This is a genomic window from Bacillus cereus group sp. BfR-BA-01383, from assembly GCF_022663495.1.
Classification (GTDB): Bacteria; Bacillota; Bacilli; order Bacillales; family Bacillaceae_G; genus Bacillus_A; species Bacillus_A cereus_AU.
In genome coordinates this window covers 41941-67328 of the sequence record NZ_JAKUFP010000024.1, presented here as the reverse complement: position 1 = coordinate 67328, position 25388 = coordinate 41941, and the positions used below count along the sequence as shown (strand labels likewise).

Here is a 25388-nt window from a genome sequence, read left to right as displayed (position 1 = left end):
CCAGAGTCAACTCCAACAGGATTAGAAAAAATGCCAGAATTAATAAATGAAAAACGGAGACCATCTTCTATTATCATTAAATCAAGAAAATGTTGAGATTAAACCCTCGTTGATTAACTTCCGCTTTCGATAATTATGTAAAGAATAAAGCCGTCCTGATGGACGGCTTTTTATATTTTTTGCCTGGCCCTTATTAAAACTATAAAAATTTTCCATTAAAAATTAATAGGACTCAACTTAATAAAAATACTACCAAATAAAATTTTTATTAAACCGTCTATTATAAAAAAGACATCTAGACTTATGTTAGTAATGATTAATCCTATGAATGCATTGACTATTAAACAGATTGATAAAAATAACATTAATTTTCCGTGTACTGGAATGAAAGTTAAAAAATGAATGCCTACAGCTAAAAGAATTAATAACCAGCAAATTCTAAAATCATCGGAAAAAAAGTGGAAAATGAGAAAGACTAAAGTAGCTAGTAGAATTATTGAAAAATTGGACCATTTTTTTTGTTCCAGTGTCCCAGAACTAACTGCTAATTTCTTTCTAGTTTTAGAGTTTAATTGCCAAATCATACCTAAAATATAAACGATACCAAAAGGCCAAAAATTTGGATAACCATTATATTTTATTAAAAGTAGAAACATTGCTACGCCAGCAATTATTAGCCAAATTCCATTAATCTTCTGTCTAGGATATTTGTAAGTTTTTGTTTCCATGTTATATTCTCCTTTTTCGAATTACTCTCTTATTAATTAAACTTTAATATATAAATTATACATTTATTTAAAAGGCACCGCTACATCGTTATCAAGTTAAGAAACACATTCCTCCCCAAAACGATAAAAATAAACTTCGGTACTCTAAAAAACACAAAATTTCCGTTTAGGGGATACTTAAAAAATCTTAAGTTGATGGGCATGTGGTAATACCCCACATCCATCAACTTAAGGATTCAGACTATTCTTGAAGTTAAAAGTGCGTTACTATTCTCTTATGTTAATGAGAAAGGGTGACGTGCTTTTTATGAATATGCATCAAAAACAAGAGTTGTCTTTATTTGCCGAAGAGTTATATCGCTATATGTCTCCCGCTACACTTAATCAATTAGCTATAGAAGCAGGCGGAATGAAACGAAAACGTAAGTGCCATGGGCACCATTTTTTATCCTTGTGTGTATGGTTAAATCAACAAATTGCCACTACCTCTCTTACTCAACTTTGTAGTCAATTAGAAACTTCAACAGGAGTTTTATTAAGTCCTGAGGGACTTAATCGGCGATTTAATTCGGCTTCTGTAACCTTCTTTCGAACTGTATTTACTACACTTCTACAAGCTAAAATTGGGGGATTATCTAAGATTTCTCATGCTCTTTCTGCTCACTTTGAGCGTATTCTTATCCTTGATTCTACAACATTTCAAGTTCCGGATCGATTTGCAGCTACTTATCCTGGTGCCGGAGGATGTAGTCATAAAGCTGATGTGAAAATTCAACTAGAGTATGACTTGTTGAGTGGAGAATTTTCTGATGTGAAAATTGAACCAGGAAAACGAAGTGATCAAGCGTATGGCGCGACTCGAACAGGTATGGCACAAAAGAATGAACTGTATATTCGTGACTTAGGATATTTTCGTTTACAAGACTTTAAGTCTATTCAAGATAGGCAAGGATATTATTTATCACGTCTTAAGTTACCAACTAAGATATATAGAAAAGAGTTCGAAACAGTCGTATTTAAAACAAAACCCGCTCAACTAAGGCCGGTATATATACAAATTCATTTGGAAGAAATCATGAACCAATTACAAACTGGCCAAGTGTATGAATTACATGATGTATATGTAGGGAGCAAAGACAAATTGCCTACTCGCATTGTGGTTTATAGATGTACGGAGGAGCAAGAACAAAAACGCCTACGTGATCGAGCCATTCGTGAAAAGAAAAAAGGAATTACATATACAGAGCGTACGAAACTTCTACAAGGAATTACGGTGTATATGACAAACATTCCTACGGAATGGGTACCAAAAGAGAAAATCTATGATTTATACTCACTACGTTGGCAAATAGAACTGTTATTTAAGATATGGAAATCCTGGTTTCAAATTCATCGTTGTAAATCTATAAAACAAGAGCGGCTAGAATGTCACCTTTATGGACAACTCATTAGTATCCTATTATGTTCTTCTACTATGTTTAAAATGAGAGAACTCCTGTTACGTAAGAAACAGAAAGAGCTAAGTGAATATAAAGCGATGTACATGATTAAAGATTATTTCTTACTGTTTCATCAAGCATTACAAAAAAACACCCAAGAATTATCAAAGATTCTCCTTCGTCTGTTTAACCTCCTACAGCGAAACGGACGAAAATCCCACAGATATGAGAAAAAAACGGTCTTTGATATTTTGGGTGTTGTTTATGAGTATACCACTTCCATTCATCAGGTAGCATAATTATAGTGAAAAAATTGTAACCCGTCAGGGTTTATTTGATGTGCCTACTTTTATAACATCTATAAAAAATAATGAAAAACTACATGGAAAGATCCGCCTTTGTATAAACATATACCTTAAGTTGATGGATGTGTGGTAATACCCCAATAGGGAGAATATTGTATTAGGGGGAGGAAATTTGACGTGTGTTATTTATGAGAGGATCATTGTACATATACATGTGTACAATGATTGGGACATTCATATTTCTAGAAAACTTGAAAAAATGTCTTGATAATATGGTAAAATGGAATCCCTTTAAATCTGTAGTAGAACAATACGATGAAATTAATAAGATGATAAGCGACCAAGATAAAGTTAATAAGCCTATACTTACTGAAGATACAAAAGAACGAATCCAGCGATCCTTACAACAATCCCTAACATGTAATGAAGAAATATTCCTCTCTTATTACAGGAATGGATATTTACATCACCAATACATAACAGTAACTTCTATAGATCCAGGGAGAAAATTGATTCATTGTTTCGATGCTTTCAATACGCATATACAATTTAAATTTGAAGAATTAATTGATATAAAATAAAAGAGGCATACGATGAAGAAAAATGATAAAACATATTATATTCACGAATACACCTTACGGGATAGATCGACTAAATCCATCAAAATTGAGCCCTGGCGTTCATTAAAAGATGAGATGCTGGTCTTGGGTATAAAAGACAGTGATATTTTCCAAATTCAAATGAAAGAAGTAAATCCAAATAAAAAGTAACATAAACTCACTAAAATTAACAAAAAGACGGCGTGGAAAAATTCCATGCCGTCTTTTTTTATTATAGATGTTAAAATACAACTACAATATACCACTCTACCCTAATTACCGAGTTTGATACTCTTGAGAAAGAGCTTGTATCTTAAGGATAAAGGGTTTGTCTTTATTTATTATTATGGACAGCGATTTAGAGAAATAAACATACTCGGTTATTAGGAGTTAGGTAACTATTTAAAATATTTGTGAGTCCGGTAATTGGGTAAATAAAAAATGCCTTATCATTCTCCCTGTAAGGGGGCATAAGGGGGGCACCATACATACCCATCATAAAAGCCAAAAAAAAAGAAAAAACGAGCCGAACTCCTATGAATAACTGTGAAAAGGTAAAATTTTTGTTATGGGAGGTTTCTCAAAAGCTTAGCTTGATGGGTATGGGGGGGTACCCCAACTTAAATTAATTGGTGTTTTATCCCAAGTAAAATGATACAATGTCAAAAAAAACCGAGCAAAGGGGAAGAGAAAAATGAGGTTTTGTATGGACTTTGGTGATACGAATTTTATTGGAGTAGCGAACACTAATAAATACGAATCATTTGTAGATGAAGATTGGGAGTTAGATAATCTCTTGCAACATTTTGGAGGCGAGATGAAGCAAGGGCATATTTTAGTTTTTCAAATGACTGAGGAAGGAATTGAACATTCTTGGAGAGTGGAGGTTAGAAAAGGTACAGAAGAAATAACTCATAAATGCTTTAGGAAAGCAGTAGGGTATATAGAAGTAACAGAAAATCAACTATATTTAGTGGATTATGACTGCCTTACAATGGCTGCTCAGTTTCAAGATCACAAAGTACCTGATCAAAATTGTTCCAAATATAAGATTGAAATAGAAAATGGCTTATATAAAGTTGAAGTGGTTCAATATTATAATGTAGATGAAGATGAATATGTAGGAGCAAGCGAAACGGATATTTTGTTAAATTTCATAAGGGTATCGGCCAGTGAACCAATAGCTGAAAGGGTATTTTGGTGTACATATTAAGTTAATAAGAGGGGACTATACCACTCTACCCTAATCACCGAGTTTGATACTCTTGAGAAAGAGCTTGTATCTTAAGGATAAAGGGTTTGTCTTTATTTATTATTATGGACAGCGGTTTAGAGAAATAAACATACTCGGTGATTGGGGGGCGGGTAACTATTTAAAACATTTGAGAGCTCGGTAATTGAGTAAATAAAAAATGCCTTATCATTCCCGCTGTAAGGAGGCATGAGGGAGTAATGATTATTGAGTCTAAAATACAACACCTCTTTAAAGGGGAATGGATTTCTTGAGGTGAAAATAATAAAGTTATAAGTGAGTTTTGGGAATAGAATATATTAAATTTGGTTACATCCCGGCTAACTAAACCAGTACAACCGCCATAGTACGCTTATGTCAGCCTATAAAAATATTAAAGATGAGAACTTCAGATATTATATTTTAAAGCAAAAAGCAGACGTATTCCATGCGATGAAAAGCTTTTTTAAAGAAGAATCAGGAGAGAAAATGGCATAACCCCTTTAAAAGGGGTTATTTTTTGTAAACTTTTACTTTCTGGACTAGCACTTGTTCTTTCAGCATTAAGTATGTTTGTATTTAGAAAGAGATTATTTAAGAAATAAAAAATGTTTTATCTTATTATTATGTAAAATAATTATATAAGTTTTTGAGAAGACCTGATCATGGCAATTTCATGTTGAAATATGTTTAGGATCAAGTCTTTTTGAATAGGGGAAGGATATTAATACGAGGATGTTTTGATCGCTTAAATAATGGAGCCACTGTAGTAAAAATTGTAAGTCCTTTTCGCTCACTATATGTTCAAAATGTATGAAGAAATAATATGAAATATTGCATTTTATATCATTTCATCCAGATAATATGTTAATTTTTTAATGGAATATAATAATGGTGATGGGACGTACTCATTATCAGTAAAATAAGTGCTTTTCCAATGTATGTTTAACTTTACTTTTTGTGGAAAATAGTATATTATATAGATATATAATATATCGGTTATTTTCTAGGAGGAGCCTGTCACAATAGGTTCCTCCTGTTCTTTTTTAGAGGCCTGTTTTACAGGTTTTTCTTTAAAGGATAAATAACTGAAAATTAAGAATGATAATCTTTGAAAGAGGTGGGGCATACACATAACAAAAGAGGATTGTTTAAGAAAGGGGGATAAGAAATGGTTTTGTTTGGTTATCCACTTGAAACAATTTATTTATACGGATTTATTATTGCTACTATACTTACTGTTATTTATATCTTCTTTGGAGATATATTTGAATCAATATTTAGTTTTGGAGGCGGATCAGTATCCGTCGTAACTTTATTACTTAGTTTCTTCGCCATGTTATGTGGACTGAGTTATATAGGAGAATATTTATTTTCCTTTAATAGTATTATTATTTTCGCTGGTGCATTTGCTATATCTTTTATCGGGGTTTTCATCATGAAAATACTAATTTTAAAACCGATTGCAGAAGCAGAGCAAAATACAGCACAACGTATGGATGAATTCATTGGTTGCAAGGGAGAGGTCATTACGACAATTCCTACAGAAGGATTTGGTGAAGTATTAATTTCTTCCCAATTTGGAAGTAATGCAATCCCAGCTAAAACAATTGGAAAAAAAGATATTTCACAAGGAACCGAGGTTATTATCGAGGGAGTCCAAGATGGTGTTTTACTTGTACAAAACATCGCTTATTCTTTAAAAAAACCAAAATTATAAGGGGGAATTTACATGACGATTCCATTAATTATCGGTGGAGTTTTACTCGCAATTTTAATTCTACTTATTTTAGTATTCATTACGAAGTATCGAACAGTTGGACCAGATGAAGCGTTAATTGTTACAGGGAACTGGCTTGGTGGTGGAAAGAACGTTGTTACCACGGATGATGGAAAGAAGATTAAAATTATTCGAGGTGGCGGTACTTTCGTAGTTCCAATTATGCAAAGAGCAGAGCTTTTAAGCTTATTAAACTACAAATTAGAAGTTGGTACACGTGATACGTATACGAAGCAAGGTGTACCGATTACAGTAAATGGTGTTTCTATTATTAAAGTAGGATCGACAATTGAAGAAGTATCTACAGCAGCTGAACAATATCTAGGAAAAGAAACAGAAGAGTTGAAAATAGAAGCGAAAGAAGTTTTAGAAGGACATCTCCGTGCTATCTTATCTTCTATGACAGTAGAAGATGCCTATAGTAATAGAGAGCAATTTGCTCAAAAGGTGCACGAAGTAGCTTCTACAGATTTAAAGAAGATGGGGCTTCGCATCGTTTCCTTTACAATTAAAGAAATCATGGATAAGAACGGCTATTTAGATGCACTTGGTCAGCCGCAAATTGCGACAGTTAAGCGTGATGCAACAATTGCGAACGCAGAGCGTGAAAAAGAAGCACGTATTGAAAAAGCACGTGCTGAGAAAGAAGCAAAAGAAGCTGAATATCAACGTGATGCACAAATTGCTGAAGCTGAAAAGCATAAAGAATTAAAAGTACAGTCTTATAAGAGAGAGCAAGAACAAGCTCGTGCAGATGCGGATCTTTCTTATGAATTACAACAAGCGAAGGCGCAACAAGGTGTTACAGAAGAGCAAATGCGCGTTAAAATCATTGAGCGTGAAAAGCAAATTGAATTAGAAGAAAAAGAAATTGCACGTCGTGAAAAGCAATATGATGCAGAAGTTAAGAAAAAAGCAGATGCAGATCGCTATGCTGTGGAGCAGTCAGCAGAAGCTGAAAAAGTAAAACAAATTAAAAAGGCAGATGCGGATCAATATAAGATCGAAGCTGAAGCAAGAGCTCGTGCAGAAGAAGTACGTGTGGAAGGTTTAGCGAAAGCGGAAATTGAAAAAGCACAAGGTCAAGCGAAAGCAGAAGTACAAAAAGCACAAGGTACAGCGGAAGCAGACGTTATTAGGTTAAAAGGTTTAGCAGAAGCAGAAGCGAAGCAAAAAATTGCAGAGGCGTTTGAATTATACGGTCAAGCCGCAATTATGGATATGGTTCTTAAAATGCTTCCAAGTTATGCGAAAGAAATTGCAAGCCCACTTAGCAATATTGATAAAATTACAGTTGTCGATACAGGCGGCGGTGGTAAGAATAGCGGCGCTGGAAAAGTGGCAGGTTATGCGACTGATTTAATGGCAACGATGCAAGAAACGTTAAAAGCTTCTTCTGGCATTGATTTAAAAGAGTTATTAGAAGGATTTGCGGGCAAAGGAGCAGTACAGCAATTATCGAATGATAAACCTGTCGTATCTGTAGTAGAAGATAAGGAAAAAGAAGTAGATAAAGAGTAGTAAGATAGAAAGAACCTCTAGCATGTGCTAGAGGTTCTTTTTGAATAAATAAAATACGATACAAAGTAAAGAAGTCAACATTGTCATAATCATGGTATGATTACATAAAAAAACTGTATATTCTTAAAATTGAACTTTAGGAAATGTTAGGGGAATGGTTTTGAAATTTAAAAAGTTAAAACTACAACCGAGAATTACATTAACTATTAGTACACTTATTCTAGTTGTACTTCTGTTAACGAGTTATTTATTTTACTACATATTATCAGAAACAGTAGAAGAGCAAATTGGTAAAAGGGCTTTACATGTTGCGAAAACAGTTGCCGCTATACCAGAAATCCAGGAAGCTTTTCAAAAAGAAAATCCGGCTTCTATTATTCAACCCATTGCAGAAAAAATTCGAATGGATACAGATGCTGATTTTATTGTAGTTGGAAATAAAGAAGGAATTCGTTATGCACATCCTAAGAAAGATAAAATAGGAGAAGCAATGGTGGGCGGAGATAACAAAGGGGTTCTATTAGAAGGAAAATCTTACGTTTCGAAAGCGACTGGATCGTTAGGGCCTTCATTACGCGGAAAAGTTCCAATCCGTAATCAGGAAAATGTAATTATTGGTGTAGTATCTGTTGGTTTTTCAATGGATGATATTCATGGTGCGGTAGAAGTGTATGGGAAGCGCGTGTTGTGGATTACAATAATCGGTCTGTTAATGGGGATAATCGGCTCTATATATTTAGCGGGAAGTATAAAAAGAATGATGTTTGGGATGGAGCCAGAAGAGATTTCATCTTTATATGAAGAGCATAGTACAGTGATTCAATCTGTACGTGAAGGGATTATCGTAATTGATAAAAATGGAATGGTCAGTTTAGTAAATCAAGCAGCTTATGATATTCTTTCGCTAGATACAGAACAAAACATTATTGGAGAATTTATTTTAAATGTAATTCCTAATTCTTCAATACTAGATGTACTGCAAACTGGTGAAGAACAGTTTGATCGTCAATTAAATATAAAAGGGCAGGCTGTTATTGCAAACCGTCTACCTATTAAAGTAAATAATAAAGTAACTGGAGTTGTATCAAGCTTACGTTTGAAATCAGAAATGGATCAGTTAACATCAGAATTGTCTCAGACGAAGCAATATACAGAGGCATTGCGGGCACAAACACATGAATATAACAATTTGTTGTATACGCTTTCAGGTCTTATCCAATTAGAATCATATGAAGATGCTTTAGAGCTTATTCATAAGGAAACCGCAGTCTATCAAGATTTCGTTCAATTTATTATGAAACGAATTCAAAATCCATGGCTAGGTGGAATTTTAATTGGATTTTATAATAGGGCACGAGAGTTGAAGATTGATTTTGTATTAGATCGAGAAAGTAGTTTAGAAAAGTTAAGTCCGCATATTGATAGTAATTATGTGGTTTCTATTTTGGGGAATTTAATTACGAATGCATTTGAAGCAATTGAAAAAAATCAAGAACATAATAAGAAAGTTAGAATGTTTGTAACGGATATTGGAGAAGAAATATTAATTGAAGTGGAAGATTCAGGACGAGGGATTCAAGATGAAATCATCACAAGTATATTCTATAAAGGCTTTTCGACGAAAGAAGGAGAAAAGCGTGGATATGGATTAGCAAAAGTAAAAGAGCTAGTGGAAGATTTAAATGGAAGTATTGCAATCGAAAAAGGGGATTTAGGTGGTGCGTTATTTATAATTGCATTACCGAAAGAGAGAGGCGAATTGTAATGACTGAGGGAATTGAAGTATTAATTGTAGAAGATGATGTCCGGATTGCGGAGATTCATCGTCGTTTTGCTGAAAAAATAGATGGATTTAAAGTGATTGGAACGGCGACGACTGGGGAAGAAGCAAAGGAATGGCTAGATCTTGTAAAGCCACAGCTTGTTTTATTAGATGTATATTTACCCGATATGCAAGGGACTGAACTGGTCACATATATTAGGCATAATTTGCATGATACAGACATTATTATGATTACAGCCGCGTCAGAAACAGATGTTGTACGGCATGCTTTACGAGGTGGAGTAACAGATTATATTGTAAAGCCACTTACGTTTGATCGATTTAAAACAAGTTTAGAAAATTATCAAAAGAAGATTATACAGTTAAAGAGAAATGACCAATTATCATCAGAACAAATTGAACATCTCTGGTCTCAAAGAGGAGTGAAGGGAAATCCAATCGAATACGCTCCAAAAGGAATAGATCCTTTAACTTTAGCGAAAATAAAAAAGCATATGTTAACAGTTAGTGAAGAAGGAATTACCGCAGAAGTGTTAAGCTCAATGGTCGGGGTAAGTCGATCAACAGCAAGGCGCTATTTGGAGTATTTAATATCTGGAAAGAAAGTACATGCAGAGCTTATATATGGAAGTGTAGGGAGACCGGAGAGAAGGTATTTTCTTGTCTCTTCATAACAAAAAACAGTAGAGGATTGCATTTTCTCTACTGTTTTTCCGTCTTATATTGGAATAACCCCAATTATAATGCCAGTAATTAACATCACCATTGTAGTTCCAACTGCCCAAAGTAAAGTAAAGCGTTGGTGTTCACCAAAATCAACTTTTGCCATTCCGACTAATAAATAAGTGGATGCGACAAGAGGGCTTAATAAGTGAACGGGTTGACCGAGTAAGGAAGCACGTCCCATTTCAGCTGCACTAATTCCGTAAGTAGCAGCAGCTTTCGTTAAAATAGGTAATACCCCAAAGTAAAATGCATCATTGGACATGAAAAATGTGAAAGGCATACTGAGAAAAGCTGTAATAATTGGCAATTGTGGTCCCAGTGCATCTGGTATAAGAGTTACTACCCCTTGAGCCATCGCATCTACCATTTTTGTTCCAGATAAAATACCTGTGAAAATACCAGCAGCGAATACGAGAGAAACAACTGCTAATACGTTTCCTGCATGAGAAGCAATACGTTCTTTCTGTTGCTCTAAGTTTGGATAGTTAATCATAACAGCGATAGCAAAAGCGACTGTAAATAAAACAGGTAACGGCATAACTTCTAGTATGAGACAAACGAGAAGAGCGACAGTTAATAAAAAGTTAATCCATAGTAGTTTAGGACGCTTATGTACTTCAGCTTCGACTGTTGCAGCTTGTTCATCCATTGTTTGCATTTGTTTTAAATATTGTACATCCATAATTCCTAAACGTTTTCTTTCTTTTTTTCCAAGATAGTAGGCAACGAAAATTACCCAAAGTGCACCAGCAATCATTCCTGGTATAAGTGGTGTGAAGAGCTCTGATGCATCAAGTCCAAGAGCACTCATAACTCGAGCAGTTGGTCCACCCCAAGGCGTAAGGTTTGTCACACCTGCTCCTAACATAACAACCCCAGCTAATATAAGTGGATTCATTCCAAGACGTTTATATAGTGGGTACATTGCGGAAACAGTAATCATATATGTTGTTGTTCCGTCCCCATCTAATGAAACGATAATAGTAAGGATAGCTGTACCAACAACAATTTTTAAAGGATCACCTTTTACAAATTTCAAGATTTTACTAATGACAGGATCGAATAAACCACTATCAATCATAATTCCGAAATATAAAATGGCAAACATAAGCATAATACCAGTAGGTGCTAATTTTTGAATTCCCTCTAGCATCATAGGTCCCATATTGGCATAGAAGCCGCCAATTAATGCAAAAACACTCGGAATTAATATTAATGCTACTAATGCTGACATACGTTTCGTCATAATCAAAAACATAAAGACAAATACCATTGCAAATCCAAGTAGAGCTAACATATGATCTCCCCCTCAACAAAATGATTACGCTTTCAAAACGGAATGAAAATTCAGAAAAGTATTTTTATTTATCATAAAAGCATCCATTCCAATGGTAAATAATTTGAAAAATAACACCATTAGAAGCATAATTTTTATTTTGGTCATTTTGTTCACAAAGGCAATTTTGAATTTTTAAAAATATAATTTACTTCTTACAAGAATGATAGAATAAGGTGAAAACAGTGAAGTGCGAAGTAGGGAGTAGATTTTAAATGGAAACGAGAATAGAAGAAGTTTATAGTTCTTATGAGGGGAAAATAGAAGAGATTTTTGTTAATGAATCCTCTTACGTATATGAATGGGAAAAATTAATGATGATCCGAAAAAATGACGGTGAGCTTGAAAAAATCGCAGTAGGGATCAGTGGAAATATAAGATTGGTAAATGTAGAAGTTGGACAGAAAATTAATACGGATACATTATTAGTTAAGTTAGAAGATGATTTATTAATTACAGGCTGTGAATGATGAGAGATGTGTAGAAATGACTACACATCTTTTTTATTCCATATATTACAAAAAATACATTGTTTTTTCACAAATCTCACACAACCTTTTGATATTCTTTTCGTGGAGTATACAGTTTTTAGGGAGGAATAGTGATGAGAATAAAGTATGTTGTGCTTGCTATATGTTTATGTTTCCTATTTACGATAGTGGGATGTGGAAAAAAGGAAACAACAGCTGTGGCAATTGATGAGAAACATGATAAGTGTGATATTTGCCAAATTGGGGTAGTGGATAATCAATTTGCAACAGAAATTATGTTAGAAAATGGAAAAGCGTTAAAGTTTGATGATATTGGCTGTATGTATAAATGGATGGAGATTAATTCGGGTGAAAAGACGAAAGAAAAATTTGTTCGAGATTATGATTCGAAAGATTGGATTTCGTTAGAAGATGCCACTTACGTATATGATAAAACAATAACGACACCAATGGCTTATAATGTCATTTCATTTAAAAATAAAAAAGATGCAGAGAGCTTTGTATCTAACTATAAGGGGAAGGTTCTTTCGTATAAAGAGCTATCAAAGCATAAATGGGAAATGAATAAAGAGATGATGGGGAATCCGAGAAAGGGTAATAACGGAGGGCATTCTCATTAAGATAAAGAAGTATTTAAATGTAGGACAGCCAGGCATGGTTGTCCTTTTCTATTATTAATCAGGTGCAAATATATAAAAGGTGTAAAATTTTTAAAAGAACGGTTACAATGGAATATAGTAGCCTAAAGCAATCATTTATATACTTTTTAGAAATATATACAAATGCGGTAAAATCGTGCTAAACTAATTGCTTCATAATGTTAATGATGAGGCTACCTGGCGTATCATTCCAATAGGTTGAGAAACATAGTATAAGTTTAAGATAGTCCGATTAAAGAAGGAATATAAAGAACTTATGGATAAATGTAATCAAGAAGAATTATTGTATGTGATGGAGGAATGGTTAAGAAAACATTATCTTTCATAGGAGCTGTAGTTGTGAGAAAACAAAAAATTTTATTATGTATGTTGTTGGGACTTTTAATGACGGTAGTGGCTTGCGATAAGCAAGAAGAGCCAGAATCGAAACCGGTTCATGTGAAAAACGAAAAGAAAAAAGAAAAGAATAAAGAACAAGAAGCATCTAAAGAAGAAAAAAGTATAAATTTAATGGACAAACAGTTGCTACTTTCTGCAACTCTTGGGGACACAGAAACAGCTATGAATTTAATCCAAGATGGAGCGAATATCAATGTAGAAGGTGACAACGGAGAAACACCTATTCTTGCAGCAACGTATCAAAATCATGTAGAGACAGTTAAAGCATTAATTGATGCCGGTGCTAATCTTGAAACGAAAGATGAAAAACAAAGTAATCCATTTCTTTATGCAAGTAGAGAAGGATATACGGGTATTGTGAAACTATTAATTAATGCAGGGGTTAATACGAAAGAAACGACTAAGTCAGGTGGCACAGCACTTATTTCTGCATCTGAGCGTGGCCATGTAGAGGTTGTTAAAGAATTATTAGAGCATACAGATATTGATGTGAATTATAAAAATGATCGTGGTGGAACAGCTTTATTAGAAGCAATTGTATTAGGAAATGGTAGCGAAAATCATAAGAAAGTAATTCAAATGCTTATTGAGCATGGTGCAGATGTAAATGTAGCTAACAAGGAAAATCTTACGCCACTGCAATGTGCTGAAAAAAGAGGTTTTAAAGATATTGCAAATATGTTGAGGCTAGCTGGAGCGAATGAAGTGGTACAGCCGCAACCGCAACCGGCGGAATAACAAGCTGAAGAAATAAAAAGTACGAAATAATCCCATTTAGATAGACAGAATGAAGAAATCAGTTAGTATGATGGATTCAGTAATGTGTATTTGAATGGGATTTTTGTTTTGAAAGAAAGCCGTATCCTTAAGAGGGATACGGCTTTCTCTATAGAGAGATAAGGGATCAAAGAAATGATGAAGTCTTATCTCTTTTATATGAGTAAAGGGTTTAGAACGAATATTGTCCTTTTCATTATTTGTTTAACTCCATTGCAACTTGTTTGCCATTTACGAAAACCTCTGCCACCGCTACTACAACTTCCATCATTTTTTTCATATCTTATCTCTCCTTGTTTTTTGTTTCATTTCTTATTTTTAGTATAAGGAAATGTAGTAATTGCAACCATCGAATTGGATGACAAGAGACTTACATTGTTGTAAGGATAATAGTTTTATTTGTAATAAATGTGATTTCGAATCAGGTTTCAGAAATTTCTGTTGTTTTGAACTATAATTAGAAAAAGAGTGATGTAGAAAGAAGGGGAAGAAATGGAAAGGACACTTGTCATTAGTGATATTCATGGAGAAATAGATAAGTTTGAAAGGCTATTCGAGCATGCGGGATATCATTCTAAAAAAGACCGGCTAATTTTATTAAGCAAAATTTAAGAAAAAGCCTTTATAATAAAGCTTCAAAATTCTATACAAATGGAAAGCCTTAGAAGGAAATAGTTGAAAATAAAATTACATAATGTGACTACATTCTTTCTTAATGAGAAGAAGAGATGCAATAATAAAGAGAGTTGAAATATATTGTGGAAGGTGAGAATATGCGCTTACTTGTAGTAGAGGACAATGCTTCTTTATTAGAGTCTATTGTCCAAATTTTACGCGATGAATTTGCAGTAGATACAGCACTGAATGGAGAAGAGGGATTATTTCTTGCTTTGCAAAATATATATGATGCAATTTTGCTTGATGTAATGATGCCAGAAATGGACGGGTTTGAAGTGATTCAAAAAATACGTGATGAAAAAATTGAAACGCCAGTCCTGTTTTTGACAGCGAGAGATTCTTTGGAAGATCGGGTGAAAGGATTGGATTTTGGTGGAGACGATTATATTGTTAAGCCGTTTCAGGCCCCCGAATTAAAAGCGAGAATTCGTGCTTTACTACGCAGAAGTGGCAGTTTAACAACACAGCAGACCATTCGCTATAAAGGGATTGAATTGTTAGGAAAAGATAAAGACGTTCAAGTAGATGGACAAGCAATTAAGCTTACATTAAAACAGTATGAACTTTTAGAGTATCTCATCCAAAATAGCGGAAAGATTTTAATGCGTGAACAAATTTTTGATCGTGTTTGGGGATTTGATTCAGATACGACAGTGGCCATTGTAGAAGTGTATGTACATCATTTACGTAAAAAATTAGAGCCATTCGGTTATCAGAAAGATATTCAAACTGTTCGTGGTATTGGATATATATTAAAAGAACAATGAAAAAAGGAAGTATGTTTCAAAAAACACGCATTCGTCTAACTATATTAAATTCGTTAGTATTTATTATATTAATTGGGCTGTTAGGTAGTTTAGTGTATTCATATACATCCAATGAAATTTATAAGGGAGTAGATGAATCGATAAAGGACTTTATTATAAAGATAACGAGAGAAAAGCCACTAGGGCCTCCAAGATTTGAGGTGGGTAAAGAATTACGTATAGGGGATTCAAAAGCTTTTTACTTACTATGGGATGAAAGTAAGCAATTGCGAGAGATTGATCCGAGAATTCGAGATCGTAGTTTTCTGGAAGAAAATAAAATAAAGCTATTCCCAAAAAAAGTTGGAGATTTCTACGATATAGAAATAAAAGGAAAAAGTTATAGAACCGTGGCAGTCAAAGAAACTACACGTTCGGGAGAGAATGTCACATTTCAAATATTACGTGAAACTACGACTGAAACAGAAGTACTGCATACATTGTTTTTAATTCTTGTTATTGGTTGTAGCATAGGAAGTCTATGTGCAATAGGAATCGGCTTTTTCCTAGCTGGTAGAGCGCTTGTACCTATTCAAAATTCATGGGAAAAGCAGCAACAGTTCGTTTCTGATGCATCGCATGAACTAAGGACACCACTTGCAGTTATTCAATCAAAAACGGATGTGTTATTCCAGTCACCATCCGCTACGATAGAAGAAAAGGTGATGGATATTTCTACAATTTCAAAGGAATGTAGGCGATTATCGAAACTAGTTAGCAATTTATTATTGTTAGCACGTTCTGATTCTAATCAAATTGAGATGGATAAGAAAACATTTGAACTGGATAAATTGTTAGAAGAAATCGTAGATCCATATAAGGAAATTGCTTCTTATCAAGAAAAAGAGATGCTTCTAAAAGTAGAACGTGACATATCGTTTATGGGTGATAGAGAGAGAATGCATCAAATGATGGTCATATTGTTAGATAATGCGATGAAGTATACAAATGAAGGCGGGCATATTCAAATTAATTGTACGCAAACGAGCGGTTCAATTCGTATACAGGTGAAGGATGATGGGATAGGAGTGAAAGAAGAGGATATTCCGAAATTATTTGATCGTTTTTATCAGGGGGATAAAGCAAGAAGTACGTCAGAAGGAGCTGGATTAGGTCTTTCAATTGCAAATTGGATTGTCGAAAAGCATTACGGAAAAATATCAGTAGAGAGCAAACTGGGAGAGGGCACTTGCTTTGAAGTGATTTTTCCTAAAAACCAAAGAATATAAGTGAGAAGATGATCTTGTTTTTACAAGGTCGTCTTTTTTTAAGGGAAAGTTAAGGAACTGTTTATATCATGTATTGTATAAAGAAAGTTCGATACATGAAGAAGCAATGATAGAGGTGTATTTGAGAGGGTTTTATCGATCATAATGTTATCTCAAGCAGTGATGAGATGTATGTATAGTATTAAAAAAATTATGGGAATGATGGAAAATAAAGTGCAAGAGGGAGGAAGTAAATATGAAAAAGAAAATGATGACGGTATTCACTATTGGAGTAATGAGTTTAAGTATATTAGGGGGTGCCTCTCCTTCTGAAGTACAAAAAGGAAAGACAGATTACGCGCAGCGCAGTAAAGAACAATTAAACGATGGCAAGATACATACAGTGCATACAGAAGAAAAAGCAGAGAAACTAGGTATTGAAACGGAAGGCAAAGAGCAAATTATGCTAGAAAAAGAAATTCATGAAACGGAAGTAGGAAGAGAAGCAGAACAGTTAGGAATTTCGATTGAAGGAAAAGATGTTGGAACTCTTTCAGAAGAAATCTATGAAACAAAAGTGAAGCAAGAAGCATTAAAATTAGGCATATCTATAGAGAATACATCGATTGTAGATTTAATTACTCAAATTAATACGATTAAAATACATGAAGAAGCGGATAAATTAGGAATTTCGACAAATGGAAAAGAAATAGAAGACATTGAGGAAGAAATCTACGGAACGAAAGTAAGAGAAGAAGCAGAAAAGTTAGGTATTTCTCATAAAGAGAAAGAAATAGAAGAGTTAGCACAAGAAGTGTACGAACAAAAAGTACAAGAAGAAGCAAAAAAATATCATATTGATTTGTACGGTAAAGATATATATCAAGTATTAAGAGAAATTAATGAACAAAAAGTAATACAAATGGCAGATGAGCTTAATATGGACAAAACAAATATGAACATTCAAGATTTGGCAGTGAAAATAAAAAAAGATTATCCTGAAAAAGGAAAAGAATTAAATTTTGTACCGGTGATTCGAACAGATGCTGACGCGTTTTATTCTTACTTAACGAATTAAAAAGGGCGTGAGAGTGATACGGAAATTGAAGTGGTATATATGTATGGCTTTACTTAGTATAGCGGTATGGAGTATATATACAAATGGAATTACAAAGTATGTGGATCAGTTAAATTTCTTCAGTATACAAAGCGGAAAACGAACGGAGTTTAGTAATAATGATGAAAAGGTCATCTTATCAAATGTACCTTTAATCCAGCAGTTACCAGAGCTAGATAGAGGTTGTGAAGTGACAAGCTTAGCGATGATGTTACAATACGCAGGCGCTTCAGTAGATAAAATGAAATTAGCAAATGAAATAAAAAAAGTTGATTTTATGGACGATGGTGTACGTGGGAATCCGAATGAAGGGTTTGTAGGGAATATTTATACGTTTTCTGAATCAGGGTATGGTGTATATCACGGACCACTTTTTCAATTAGCGAAAAAATATTTACCAAATCAAGCTGTCGATTTAACAGGGAAGAGTATAGAAGAAATATATAAGAGTGTAAAAGCAGGGCAACCAGTAGTCATGATTACGAATGCAACATTTGGACCATTAGATGCGGATGAATTTACTATATGGGAAACGAATAGTGGAGATGTTTCTATTACTTATAATGAACATTGTGTTGTACTTGTTGGGTACGATAAGGAATCTGTATATATTCGAGATCCTCTCGATGATAGCTTAAATGTAAAAGTGCCGAGAGAAAACTTTGAACAAGCATGGATACAGATGGGGAGTCAGGCTGTTAGTTATGTGAAAAAATCAAAATAAATTAGGAAAAGAAAATGATATAAAATAAGAGAGTTTCTATACATAGAAGCTCTCTTATTTTTGTAATACGAACTTTTAAGAATGACATAATTTAAGTGAAAATACATTTTATTATTATGGATTGTTTTATTGATTGGAAAATATAAAGTGAAAATGGTATCATTCTACTTATTTTACGATTTAATAATTGAGGGAGTCATGGAAGGGATGAAAAAAAGAAAAAAACTATGGAATTTATGGAAAACGATTACATTGTTAGTGTGTACAGTTGTAATTTTTTCTTTACTCGTAACAGATTTTTTAATTAGCCATAATGTTGAACGAACGACAGAAGAAAGCCAAGCAGAGAAAGCAAAGACAATTGCACGTATTGTGGCAAATGATTCTATTGTAATTGATGGGTTGGCGGGGAAGATAGATCCCTCCTTGATTCAAGTGTATACAAATAAGCTATTAAAGAGTACGGATGTTCAATTTATTGTAGTTATGGATATGAATGGAATCCGGAAATCTCACCCCAATCCTCAAAAAATAGGGCAACATTTCATTGGAGGAGATGAAGGAACGGCATTGAAGGGGAAGGAACATGTGTCGCTAGCAGAAGGAACTTTAGGGGTCTCTATGAGAGCATTTATACCGGTTTTTTCTGAAACAGGGGAACAACTTGGAGTGGTTGCGGTTGGAATTTCAGCAGATAATGTAAAAGAGCGAGTTAAGGAAAGTAGACATATTATGTATATCGGTGTTGGAGTTGGGCTATTAGTTGGCATTATAGGAGCGATATTGCTAGCTAGACATATAAAGAAAAGTTTATTCGGTCTTGAGCCGCATAGGGTAGCGAAAATTCTTGAAGAAAGAAATACGATGTTACAATCGGTCAAAGAAGGTATTATTGCTGTAGATAAAGAAGCGAAAGTAACGTTAATTAATAATGAAGCAAAACGGCTATTTAAGAAAAGCGGACTTAAAGACGACTTTATCGGTAAAGATGTTGAATTGTATATGCCTAATTCACGTATAAAAGAAGTGCTGCAAACAGGAGTGGTACAATTAAACGAAGAACAAAATATTTACGGAATTACGATTGTTACGAATCGTGTTCCTTTATATGTAAAAGGAGAAATAGTTGGCGCGATTGCAACATTTCGTGATAAAACAGAGATTAGAAAATTAGCAGAGGAATTAACTGGTATTAGGCTATATGCGGAAGCGCTACGGGCACAATCTCATGAATTTATGAATAAGATGCATGTCGTGCTAGGACTTACACATATGAAACAGTATGAAGAACTCCAAAAATATGTGAGTAGTATGGTATCAGAGCATCAATATGAAATTGGCGGGGTTATGAAAAAAATTAAAAATCCAGTATTTGCTGGTTTTTTATTAGGTAAACTTAGCTATTCTAGAGAGAAAAATATAAATTTAATTATAAGTGAAGATGCCTACTTGCCGGAAATATATGATGAAAGTATTACTCATGAACTTATTACGATTGTCGGAAATTTAATAGATAATGCATTAGAGGCAGTGATGAATTGTGAAAAGAAACAAGTTGAAATTGGGATACAATATGGGGATACATTGACTATTACAGTACAAGATACGGGGAATGGCATAAAAGAAGATGAGATATATACATTATTTACAAAAGGTTATTCCACAAAAGGAGACAATCGTGGGTATGGTTTGTATCTTGTAAAAGAAAGTATACAGCGAATAAATGGGGAGATTCACATTTCCTCATTGTTAGGAGAGGGAACAACGATAACAATTGAAATACCTAAAGGTAGGGATGAGAGGCAAATATGATTAAAGTTTTAATTGTAGAAGATGACCCGATGGTAGCGATGTTAAATACACATTATTTAGAGCAAGTAGGAGGGTTTGAACTTGTTCATGCAGTTAACTCTGTTAAAGCGGCGATAGAAGCATTAGAAAACTCACGAGTAGATTTAGTATTACTTGATATTTTTATGCCTGAAGAGACTGGATTCGAACTTTTAATGTATATTCGGAATCAAGAAAAAGAAATCGATATTATGATGATTTCAGCTGTACATGATATGGGGAGTATTAAAAAAGCATTACAATATGGGGTTGTAGATTATTTAATTAAACCATTTACATTTGAACGATTTAAAGAGGCATTAACTATATATCGAGAAAAACTCACTTTTATGAAAGAACAACAAAAAATTAGTCAATCAGAATTAGATTCATTAATTTTGCAAAAAGAAAAAAGAGAGCCTACTGTCACTAAAGAGCTTCCGAAAGGATTAACGAAGCAAACGTTGCAATTAATTTGGCAGAAGATCGAGTCGCTGAATGGACGAGCGTTTACAACAGATGAAATGGCGCAATTAGTAGGAGTTTCAAGAGTTTCTATTCGAAAGTATGTAATGTTTTTGACTGAAATTGAAGTGTTAGAAAACGAAATGGTATATCAACATGTGGGAAGACCTGTGAGTAAATTAAGATGTGTTGACCAAAATAAAATAGAGTTTTACATATAAGCGACTTATTTATAAGTCGCTTATACTTTTTTTAATTACAAAATCAATTACAAAACTTACAAAAACTATTTTTACTATTGAAAGCGTTTTAATATTGTTATTAAGAAAACAAGGGGGTGCCATATGGGAATTCGAAAGGATATGGAAGCGATATCATTCTCTGAGGAGAATGAAGTACAAAGAGAATCTTTTGCTTCTAAAATTATGAATGTAAAAATCGGTGTTATACCTTTACCGTTATATGTAGTATTGGCTGCTATTATTTATGGGGCATCTGTATATAATAAATTGCCAGCTGATATGATTGGTGGATTTGCAGTTATTATGATTATGGGTATTTTTTTAGGTGACATTGGGATGAGAATTCCAATTTTAAAAAATATCGGTGGTCCAGCAATTCTCTCGTTATTTGTTCCATCGTTACTTGTATTTTTTAATTGGATGAATCCAGCTTCAATGGAAGCTGCGACTATGTTAATGAAGAAATCGAACTTTTTATATTTATATATTTCTTGTTTAGTAGTTGGAAGTATTTTAGGAATGAACCGTAAAGTATTAGTACAAGGTTTCGTTCGCATGTTTATTCCTTTAGTGGTAGGGACGCTAGCTTCTATAGCAGTAGGCTTATTAGTAGGTTCACTATTTGGATTTGAAATGAAGCAGACATTCTTCTTTATCATTGTACCAATTGTGAGTGGTGGTATTGGAGAAGGGATTTTACCATTATCGTTAGCTTATGGTGATATTTTAAATGAGTCATCAGCAACATTTGTATCACAACTTATTCCTGCAGCTATTATCGGGAATATGTTTGCAATTGTGAGTGCAGGCTATATGAAGCGTTTAGGTGAGAAGAAACCTGAGCTTAGTGGTAACGGTGTATTAGTGAAAACAGACAATCAAGCAGAATTACTAAAAGAACAAAATACAGAGAAGCCAATTGACTTCTCATTAATGGGAGCAGGTTTATTAATTGCATGTACGTTCTTCATCTTTGGAGGATTCGCTTCTAAGTTCATCGGTATTCCTGGGGCAATCATTATGATTTTCTCAGCAGCACTTGTGAAGTACTTTAAATTAATGCCAGCAAAAATGGAGCAAGGAGCATTCCATTTATATAAATTTATTTCAAAAAATTTAACATGGCCGTTAATGGTCGGCTTAGGATTGCTATATATTCCGTTAAAAGATGTAGCGGCAGTTCTTTCTGTAGGATATGTTGTTGTGTGTGCATCAGTTGTTCTTACAATGGTAGCATCAGGTTTTCTTGTAGGAAAAGTGATGAAAATGTATCCTGTTGAGTCAGCAATTGTAACGGGATGTCATAGTGGTTTAGGTGGAACTGGAGATGTTGCAATTCTATCAGCTTCAAATCGTATGGAATTAATGCCTTTTGCGCAAATTTCAACACGTTTAGGCGGGGCAGCAGTGGTCGTAACAGCGACAATTTTATTAAAAATGTTTTCATGATTAACAAGCTAGCTATATTCATATAGCTAGCTTGTCAAATTAAGGGGAGATTATAAGTATGTTAGAAAATCAAATTAATGAAAGATCATTGTTATTGCATAAAGAGTTAGTAGGGAAAATTGAAATTACAAGTAAGGTGGAAGTGAATTCAGCGGATGATTTAAGCTTGACTTATACACCAGGCGTGGCGGAGTCTTGCAAAGCAATTGCAGCAGATGAGGAAACAGCTTATGACTATACAGCACGTGGTAATATGGTAGCGGTCGTCTCAGATGGAACTGCAGTACTTGGTTTAGGGAACATTGGACCGAAAGCGGCTATGCCTGTTATGGAAGGAAAAAGTATTTTATTCAAGAAATTTGCGAATGTAGATGCTTTCCCATTATGTCTAGGGACGACGGATGTAGATGAAATCGTTACCCTTGTGAAAAATCTAGAGCCTACATTTTCTGGTATCAATTTAGAAGATATTGCAGCGCCACGTTGCTTTGAAATTGAAAAACGATTAAAAGAAGAAACGAATATTCCTGTATTCCATGATGATCAACATGGAACAGCTATTGTCGTTTTAGCAGCTGTTATTAATGCACTAAAAGTCGTAAGTAAACAAATGGATAATGTGAAAATTGTTATTAACGGTGCTGGTTCGGCAGGAATTGCAATTGGAAAATTATTATTAAAAGCCGGTGCAAAACATATTACGTTAGTTAGCTTAGAAGGTATTGTTTGTGAAGGAGAAACATGGATGAACGAAGCGCAAATCGAAGTTTCAAAGAAAACAAATCGAGAATTCATGCGCGGAACATTAAAGGAAGCGATTCATCAAGCTGATATTTTCATTGGTGTATCTGCCCCTAACGTATTAACGAAAGAACTTGTACAGACGATGAATGAGAAGCAAATTGTGTTTGCAATGGCGAATCCAATTCCAGAAATATTCCCAGAAGATGCATTAGCAGCTGGTGCAGCTGTAGTAGGAACTGGACGTTCTGATTACTCGAATCAAGTAAATAATGTATTGGCGTTCCCAGGAATATTCCGCGGTGCGTTAGATGTGCGGGCGACTGATATTACAGAAGAGATGAAATTAGCGGCAGCATATGGAATCGCTAACATCATTACGGATGAAGAGCTTCATGCGAGTTATGTAATTCCAAATCCATTAGATAAAAGAGTTGTTCCAAGTGTTGCAGAAGCAGTAGCAAAAGCAGCCATTGATTCAGGAGTGGCACAGATTACGAAAATGCCAAGTTATTAATAGTTAAAAGCAGTGCCTAAAAAGGCACTGCTTTTTTGAGGTGAGAAATTAAAATAATGAAGAAGTGTAGAATTATTGATGTTTCTCCACTAATCATCTCGCTATTTGCTGGCAGTAAGACTCCCGCTCAAAATTCAGCGGGTGCAAGGAAGTATATTAGTTTTATCAACTTACTCAGCAGTAATCACAAACTGATCATAATATTTTTCATTCACATATATATTTAATACCCATAATCCAGATGAAGGTAGTGACATAGTGAGAGGGAGTTCGTTTGTAGTTGAATCAATTGTATTTGAAGTAGTCCAAGTTTGTTTGGAAGTTTCTTGTTGAAAGAGTACTTGTGTTGGAGTTACAGATCCTTGTTTTAGCGCAATAATAGATAATTTTCCTGTTGGCATTTCAGGATCTAGAAAGTACCACATTATTTCATTTTTTTCATTTGCGATAATAGGGCTATCAGCCATTGCGATTTTTTCTTCGATACCTTTTAACGGTATTTTTCCTTCTACGAAGGATGGGGCTTCTTCCCAATTTACATCTTTTAAAACACTAAGATGAAAAAAGGAAGGTGCGTTAATTTGAGAGGATGACGTTTCTAGTATTTCTTTTTTAGGTACATTTGAATCGGGTTGCACTTGCGCACAGCCAGTAATGAGAAAGGAGAAAAGTAGCATAGTTCTGATTTTTTTCATGGTGCCACACTCCTAATTTTTATTGTTAGTGTAATTGTATTTGCTAGCAGGCGGGACAATTCCTTTAAAATATAAAAAGAGGTCGTAAGTTTTGTACGACCTCTTTTGACATTTTCTATATTTGCTCCGTTGTAAAGGAAGGTTCGTTTTCTTTTTGAGGCATCGTTAAGAAAATAACAGAAATAACGATACATACGCCGCCTAATAATTGATATGCTCCAAAAGATTCATTAAGCCAAGCGATTGAAACGATGGCAGCTACAAGTGGTTCAATACTAGATAAAATACTTGTTTCTGTTGCTGCTAAATATTTAAGACTACCGATATAAAGAAGGAAAGAAAGAGTGCCACTTATAATGATAAGAATAAGCATAGAAAAAGTTTCGAGTGTGAAAGTTTGCGAAATCTGATTCCACCCAAAAGAACGATTACAAATAAGCAGTGCAATCCCTCCAATTAACATTCCCCAGCCAATTACTACAGTTGTACCACATTCTTTAATAAGGGAAGCGGGATGAAGGGTATAAAATGCAAATCCAATTGCTGTTAATAGGCCAAAAATAATGGCTTCTTTAGATAAAACAATATTTTCAATTGAGCCGTTTGTAATAATGAAGTATGTCCCTGTCAATGCTGTTATAATTGCGAGTATTTGCATAGAAGCAGGGAATTTCTTTTGTTCAAAGGCAACATAAATGGTAATAAGAATGGGACCTAGAAATTGAAATAGTGTTGCTGTGACCGCATTACTAATATGAACGGTTTCGATAAAAGCGTATTGCGCACCAAGCATGCCGAGAATAGAAAAAATAATAAGTTGTATAGATTGTCTAGGATGTTTCCAAATTTGGAATATGTTTTGTTTCTTTATAAGTAAGAAAGACAAAATAAATATTCCTGCAAGCAACAAGCGAATTGTTAAAAAATCAATTGATGATACGTTAGTATGTTGAAATAGCCATTGAATCATTGGGCCAGACAATCCCCATAATGTAGCTCCTGTAATAATCATAATGAGTCCAATACGTCTATTATTGTTCATTATCATGTATCTCCTCTCTAGTATTTGATTTTTTATGTGTGACATGATAAAAGGAATTATATATAATTTCTGGTACTGTAAAAAGTATCAGATTTTAGTT

At 34.2% G+C, this 25388-nt stretch carries 23 protein-coding genes and 3 pseudogenes; 22 read left to right on the top strand and 4 right to left on the bottom strand.

From position 1 onward, the window contains the following. A pseudogene (locus MR065_RS19490) lies at positions 1–96 on the top strand (SAM-dependent methyltransferase); the annotation flags it as partial. Between the two features lie 119 nt (positions 97–215). On the opposite strand, the gene MR065_RS19485 reads toward MR065_RS19490, so the two are convergent. Then, positions 216–728 carry a DUF6609 family protein gene (locus MR065_RS19485; RefSeq protein ID WP_242214798.1) on the bottom strand — a complete coding sequence of 171 codons (513 nt, stop codon included), beginning with the start codon at positions 726–728 and terminating at the stop codon, positions 216–218. A 307-nt stretch (positions 729–1035) separates the two neighbouring features. Here MR065_RS19485 and MR065_RS19480 point away from each other — a divergent pair, with 307 nt between their 5' ends. The 9 genes and pseudogenes from MR065_RS19480 (at position 1036) to MR065_RS19440 (ending at position 10060) form a co-directional block, all read left to right on the top strand. Next, entirely contained in the window at positions 1036–2466 is a 1431-nt protein-coding gene (locus tag MR065_RS19480) for an IS4 family transposase (RefSeq protein ID WP_242214797.1), read from the top strand. Positions 2467–2744: 278 nt separating this feature from the next. Beyond that, positions 2745–3053 (top strand): YolD-like family protein, encoded by a 309-nt coding sequence (locus MR065_RS19475; RefSeq protein ID WP_242214801.1) that lies wholly within the window; start codon positions 2745–2747, stop codon positions 3051–3053. 12 nt (positions 3054–3065) lie between these two features. Then, positions 3066–3242, top strand: a complete 177-nt coding sequence (locus MR065_RS19470) for a hypothetical protein (RefSeq protein WP_242214796.1) — start codon at positions 3066–3068, stop codon at positions 3240–3242. Positions 3243–3777: 535 nt separating this feature from the next. Continuing rightward, positions 3778–4284 (top strand): hypothetical protein, encoded by a 507-nt coding sequence (locus tag MR065_RS19465; protein ID WP_242214800.1) that lies wholly within the window; start codon positions 3778–3780, stop codon positions 4282–4284. 363 nt (positions 4285–4647) lie between these two features. After that, a pseudogene (locus tag MR065_RS19460) lies at positions 4648–4800 on the top strand (sporulation protein YhbH); the annotation flags it as partial. Positions 4801–5473: 673 nt separating this feature from the next. After that, a complete protein-coding gene (locus tag MR065_RS19455) occupies positions 5474–6022 on the top strand; it encodes an NfeD family protein (RefSeq protein WP_000242436.1) in 549 nt (182 codons plus the stop codon). 12 nt (positions 6023–6034) lie between these two features. Further along, positions 6035–7603: a flotillin family protein gene (locus tag MR065_RS19450; RefSeq protein WP_242214795.1), complete on the top strand. Its 1569-nt coding sequence runs from the start codon at positions 6035–6037 to the stop codon at positions 7601–7603. A gap of 160 nt (positions 7604–7763) precedes the next feature. Further along, on the top strand, positions 7764–9368 hold the full coding sequence (locus MR065_RS19445) for an ATP-binding protein (protein ID WP_242214794.1): 1605 nt from the start codon (positions 7764–7766) through the stop codon (positions 9366–9368). After that, a complete protein-coding gene (locus MR065_RS19440) occupies positions 9368–10060 on the top strand; it encodes a response regulator (protein ID WP_242214793.1) in 693 nt (230 codons plus the stop codon). The genes MR065_RS19445 and MR065_RS19440 overlap by 1 nt, the downstream gene beginning before the upstream one ends. A 44-nt stretch (positions 10061–10104) precedes the next feature. On the opposite strand, the gene MR065_RS19435 is transcribed toward MR065_RS19440, so the two are convergent. Beyond that, on the bottom strand, positions 10105–11409 hold the full coding sequence (locus MR065_RS19435) for a CitMHS family transporter (RefSeq protein WP_242214792.1): 1305 nt from the start codon (positions 11407–11409) through the stop codon (positions 10105–10107). 254 nt (positions 11410–11663) lie between these two features. Here MR065_RS19435 and MR065_RS19430 point away from each other — a divergent pair, with 254 nt between their 5' ends. The 12 genes and pseudogenes from MR065_RS19430 to MR065_RS19375 all read left to right on the top strand — a co-directional run bounded on the left by MR065_RS19430 (position 11664) and on the right by MR065_RS19375 (position 23551). Continuing rightward, a complete protein-coding gene (locus MR065_RS19430) occupies positions 11664–11918 on the top strand; it encodes a hypothetical protein (protein ID WP_098269282.1) in 255 nt (84 codons plus the stop codon). A 134-nt stretch (positions 11919–12052) separates the two neighbouring features. Then, positions 12053–12559, top strand: coding sequence for a nitrous oxide reductase accessory protein NosL (locus tag MR065_RS19425; protein WP_242214791.1), 507 nt, complete (start codon positions 12053–12055; stop codon positions 12557–12559). A 339-nt stretch (positions 12560–12898) separates the two neighbouring features. Next, positions 12899–13735: an ankyrin repeat domain-containing protein gene (locus MR065_RS19420; RefSeq protein WP_242214790.1), complete on the top strand. Its 837-nt coding sequence runs from the start codon at positions 12899–12901 to the stop codon at positions 13733–13735. 531 nt (positions 13736–14266) lie between these two features. Beyond that, positions 14267–14374 (top strand): annotated as a pseudogene (locus tag MR065_RS19415) (serine/threonine protein phosphatase); the annotation flags it as partial. A gap of 173 nt (positions 14375–14547) precedes the next feature. Then, positions 14548–15219 (top strand): response regulator transcription factor, encoded by a 672-nt coding sequence (locus MR065_RS19410; protein ID WP_098269295.1) that lies wholly within the window; start codon positions 14548–14550, stop codon positions 15217–15219. Further along, positions 15216–16487 carry a sensor histidine kinase gene (locus tag MR065_RS19405; RefSeq protein WP_242214789.1) on the top strand — a complete coding sequence of 424 codons (1272 nt, stop codon included), beginning with the start codon at positions 15216–15218 and terminating at the stop codon, positions 16485–16487. Before MR065_RS19410 ends, MR065_RS19405 begins: the two co-directional genes overlap by 4 nt. A 235-nt stretch (positions 16488–16722) precedes the next feature. After that, a complete protein-coding gene (locus MR065_RS19400; protein ID WP_242214788.1) occupies positions 16723–17544 on the top strand; it encodes a transporter in 822 nt (273 codons plus the stop codon). Between the two features lie 13 nt (positions 17545–17557). Further along, positions 17558–18307 carry a C39 family peptidase gene (locus MR065_RS19395; protein WP_242214787.1) on the top strand — a complete coding sequence of 250 codons (750 nt, stop codon included), beginning with the start codon at positions 17558–17560 and terminating at the stop codon, positions 18305–18307. Positions 18308–18514: 207 nt separating this feature from the next. Further along, positions 18515–20119: a sensor histidine kinase gene (locus MR065_RS19390; RefSeq protein WP_242214786.1), complete on the top strand. Its 1605-nt coding sequence runs from the start codon at positions 18515–18517 to the stop codon at positions 20117–20119. Continuing rightward, the gene (locus MR065_RS19385; RefSeq protein WP_242214785.1) at positions 20116–20823 is read left to right on the top strand and encodes a response regulator; all 708 of its coding nucleotides are present in this window, start codon (positions 20116–20118) and stop codon (positions 20821–20823) included. Before MR065_RS19390 ends, MR065_RS19385 begins: the two co-directional genes overlap by 4 nt. Positions 20824–20946: 123 nt before the next feature. Continuing rightward, positions 20947–22293 carry a 2-hydroxycarboxylate transporter family protein gene (locus MR065_RS19380; RefSeq protein WP_097903177.1) on the top strand — a complete coding sequence of 449 codons (1347 nt, stop codon included), beginning with the start codon at positions 20947–20949 and terminating at the stop codon, positions 22291–22293. Positions 22294–22351: 58 nt separating this feature from the next. Next, positions 22352–23551, top strand: coding sequence for an NAD(P)-dependent malic enzyme (locus MR065_RS19375; RefSeq protein ID WP_242214784.1), 1200 nt, complete (start codon positions 22352–22354; stop codon positions 23549–23551). A gap of 170 nt (positions 23552–23721) precedes the next feature. Here MR065_RS19375 and MR065_RS19370 read toward each other — a convergent pair whose 3' ends face one another. Both MR065_RS19370 and MR065_RS19365 read right to left on the bottom strand, forming a co-directional pair. Continuing rightward, positions 23722–24246, bottom strand: a complete 525-nt coding sequence (locus tag MR065_RS19370; protein WP_242214783.1) for a DUF4871 domain-containing protein — start codon at positions 24244–24246, stop codon at positions 23722–23724. 115 nt (positions 24247–24361) lie between these two features. Further along, positions 24362–25288 (bottom strand): DMT family transporter, encoded by a 927-nt coding sequence (locus MR065_RS19365; RefSeq protein ID WP_242214782.1) that lies wholly within the window; start codon positions 25286–25288, stop codon positions 24362–24364. Positions 25289–25388: the final 100 nt, after the last annotated feature.

Bases quoted from the DNA above. Each gene is read 5' to 3' on its own strand.
- MR065_RS19485 (WP_242214798.1), bottom strand. From the start codon at position 728: ATGGAAACAAAAACTTACAAATATCCTAGACAGAAGATTAATGGAATT.
- MR065_RS19455 (WP_000242436.1), top strand. From the start codon at position 5,474: ATGGTTTTGTTTGGTTATCCACTTGAAACAATTTATTTATACGGATTT.
- MR065_RS19465 (WP_242214800.1), top strand. From the start codon at position 3,778: ATGGACTTTGGTGATACGAATTTTATTGGAGTAGCGAACACTAATAAA.
- MR065_RS19405 (WP_242214789.1), top strand. From the start codon at position 15,216: ATGAAAAAAGGAAGTATGTTTCAAAAAACACGCATTCGTCTAACTATA.
- MR065_RS19420 (WP_242214790.1), top strand. From the start codon at position 12,899: ATGGTTAAGAAAACATTATCTTTCATAGGAGCTGTAGTTGTGAGAAAA.
- MR065_RS19425 (WP_242214791.1), top strand. From the start codon at position 12,053: ATGAGAATAAAGTATGTTGTGCTTGCTATATGTTTATGTTTCCTATTT.
- MR065_RS19440 (WP_242214793.1), top strand. From the start codon at position 9,368: ATGACTGAGGGAATTGAAGTATTAATTGTAGAAGATGATGTCCGGATT.
- MR065_RS19365 (WP_242214782.1), bottom strand. From the start codon at position 25,288: ATGAACAATAATAGACGTATTGGACTCATTATGATTATTACAGGAGCT.
- MR065_RS19470 (WP_242214796.1), top strand. From the start codon at position 3,066: ATGAAGAAAAATGATAAAACATATTATATTCACGAATACACCTTACGG.
- MR065_RS19370 (WP_242214783.1), bottom strand. From the start codon at position 24,246: ATGAAAAAAATCAGAACTATGCTACTTTTCTCCTTTCTCATTACTGGC.
- MR065_RS19375 (WP_242214784.1), top strand. From the start codon at position 22,352: ATGTTAGAAAATCAAATTAATGAAAGATCATTGTTATTGCATAAAGAG.
- MR065_RS19475 (WP_242214801.1), top strand. From the start codon at position 2,745: ATGGTAAAATGGAATCCCTTTAAATCTGTAGTAGAACAATACGATGAA.
- MR065_RS19380 (WP_097903177.1), top strand. From the start codon at position 20,947: ATGGGAATTCGAAAGGATATGGAAGCGATATCATTCTCTGAGGAGAAT.
- MR065_RS19385 (WP_242214785.1), top strand. From the start codon at position 20,116: ATGATTAAAGTTTTAATTGTAGAAGATGACCCGATGGTAGCGATGTTA.
- MR065_RS19390 (WP_242214786.1), top strand. From the start codon at position 18,515: ATGAAAAAAAGAAAAAAACTATGGAATTTATGGAAAACGATTACATTG.
- MR065_RS19480 (WP_242214797.1), top strand. From the start codon at position 1,036: ATGAATATGCATCAAAAACAAGAGTTGTCTTTATTTGCCGAAGAGTTA.
- MR065_RS19435 (WP_242214792.1), bottom strand. From the start codon at position 11,409: ATGTTAGCTCTACTTGGATTTGCAATGGTATTTGTCTTTATGTTTTTG.
- MR065_RS19450 (WP_242214795.1), top strand. From the start codon at position 6,035: ATGACGATTCCATTAATTATCGGTGGAGTTTTACTCGCAATTTTAATT.
- MR065_RS19400 (WP_242214788.1), top strand. From the start codon at position 16,723: ATGAAAAAGAAAATGATGACGGTATTCACTATTGGAGTAATGAGTTTA.
- MR065_RS19430 (WP_098269282.1), top strand. From the start codon at position 11,664: ATGGAAACGAGAATAGAAGAAGTTTATAGTTCTTATGAGGGGAAAATA.
- MR065_RS19410 (WP_098269295.1), top strand. From the start codon at position 14,548: ATGCGCTTACTTGTAGTAGAGGACAATGCTTCTTTATTAGAGTCTATT.